Annotated in this window: 3 protein-coding genes; all 3 read right to left on the reverse strand. The window is 65.7% G+C overall.

Annotation, left to right across the window (positions count from 1 at the left end; translation table 11 throughout):
• Nucleotides 1-166, reverse strand: a 166-nt coding sequence (locus tag Q0L57_RS13835; RefSeq protein WP_296743503.1) for an aminopeptidase P family N-terminal domain-containing protein, incomplete at its 3' end; no start/stop codon positions are given.
• Nucleotides 167-262: 96 nt separating this feature from the next.
• Nucleotides 263-1,255 carry a cyclodeaminase gene (locus Q0L57_RS13840; protein ID WP_296743500.1) on the reverse strand — a complete coding sequence of 331 codons (993 nt, stop codon included), beginning with the start codon at nucleotides 1,253-1,255 and terminating at the stop codon, nucleotides 263-265.
• Nucleotides 1,252-2,022, reverse strand: a 771-nt coding sequence (gene eutB, locus Q0L57_RS13845; protein WP_296743501.1) for a hydroxyectoine utilization dehydratase EutB, incomplete at its 5' end; no start/stop codon positions are given. The genes Q0L57_RS13840 and eutB, both read right to left, overlap by 4 nt.

Below are 2,022 nucleotides of genomic sequence, written 5' to 3' on the forward strand. Positions count from 1 at the left end.
CCGCCTGATGCACATAGAAGGACCAGCCGTCATAGCCCGTCAGCCAGGCCATGTTCGACGGGTCGCTGACGATCAGCAGATCGACGCCCTTGGCCTCCATGGCCTTGCGCGTCTTGGCGAGGCGGTCGGCAAATTCGGTCCGCGAGAATTTCAGGTTTGGCTGCATCGTTCTTGGTCCTCGTTTGTTGGGCCTATTTCTGTTTGAGCGTGATCTTGTCGGGAAACCGGTTCCCACTTTTCCGGATCACGCTTCGGCCGGGCATCAGCTTTCGAAAATGGTTCCGGCATCCGCCGCCCGCGCGCGATCGCGAGCAAGCGTGGCGATCGCGGTGTCCTGCACGCCGGTGCCGGTAAGGTCGGCGATGGTGATGTCGCTGGCCGAACGCCGACCATGCTTCGCGCCGGCGATGATCTGGCCGAGCTCGGTGATGTCGGCATCGACCGCCATCACGCCAGCATCGAGGGCATGGTGAAGCTCTCCGAGCCTCCTTGTCTGCTTCGCGCTATCGGCGACATAAAGATCGGCCATGCGCAGGATCGCCGGCGCGATCTCGTTCTTGTGCTCGGCATCCGAGCCCATCGCGGTGATGTGCTGGCCGGCGGCAACGAAGCCGGCCTTGATCAGCGGCTCGGTCGAAGGCGTGGTGGTGACAATAATGTCGGCACCGGCCGCGGCATTCGCCGCATCCGGCTCGGCGCGGACGGCGATGCCCAGCTTCTCGCGCAGGCGGGCGGCGGTCGCTTCGGCCTTGGCCGCGTCGCGCGCCCAGATGCGGGCCTCATCGATGGGCCGCACGAGGTGGAGCGCTTCCAGCTGCAATCCGGCCTGCACGCCCGCGCCGAAGATAGCCGCGATCCTGGAGTCTTCGCGAGACAGATGCTTGGCGGCAACCGCTCCGGCGGCGGCGGTGCGAATGTCCGTCAGATAGCCGTTGTCGAGCAGCAGCGCCTCGATGAGCCCGGTCCTTGCCGACAGTAGAACCATCATGCCGTTGAGGCTGGGCAGTCCAAGCTGCGGGTTGTTGAAAAAGCCGGGGCTGATCTTGATCGCAAAACCGTCGATGCCGGGCACATAAGCGGTCTTCACGTCGACTTCGCCGCGATGCTCCGGGACGTCCAGCCGCAGGATTGGCGGCATCTCCACCGGCAGCGTGGCGAGGGCGCGAAAGGCATTCTCGACGCAGGCAATGGCGTCCTGATCGAGCGTGACGATCTTGCGCAGTTCAGCTTCCGTGAGAACGGCCATGCGGCTCATGCTGCGCGCTCCGTCGGTGCGGCCGCCTCGCCGCAGATGATGCGGCGGTGCAGGCCCATGTCGATATTGCGGCCCGAAAGTATGAGCACGACCGGACCGGTGGACTTGACCTTGGCGGCAAGCAGCGCGCCGATGCCGACAGCGCCGGCGCCCTCGACGATCTCGCGCTCCTGCTCGTAGGCATGGCGGATGCCGGCGGCGATCTCGGCCTCGGAAAGCAGGATCACGTCGTCGAGCAGGTCGCGGCACATGGTGAAGGTCAGCCGATTGTCGAGGCCGATGCCGCCGCCAAGCGAGTCGGCCAGCGTCGGCAGTTCCTCGACTTGCACAGGTCGCCCGGCATCGAGGCTGGCCTTCATCGCGGCGCCACGTTCCATCGAGATGCCGATGACCTTGGTGCCTGGACTTACTCCTTTGACCGCCGCGGCGACGCCCGCCGCCAGCCCACCGCCGGAAAGCGGCACAAGCACCGCGGCGGCATCCGGAACCTGCTCCATGATCTCAAGTCCCAGTGTGCCCTGCCCGGCGACTATGTCGGAATGATCGAAAGGCGGCAGCATGATCAATCCTTCTTCCGCCACCAGCCTGTCGACCTCCAACTGGGCGTCGTCCTGGCTGTTGCCGACGATGCGCACGTCCGCGCCGAGGCGGCGGATGGCGTCGAGCTTGTTTTGAGGCACCAGCTTCGACATGCAGATCACCGCGCGCATGCCTTCGAGCTTTGCCGCATGCGCCAGCGCCCGGCCGTGATTGCCGGTCGAGGCGGC

Source organism: Mesorhizobium sp., assembly GCF_024509055.1.
Taxonomy (GTDB): Bacteria; Pseudomonadota; Alphaproteobacteria; order Rhizobiales; family Rhizobiaceae; genus Mesorhizobium.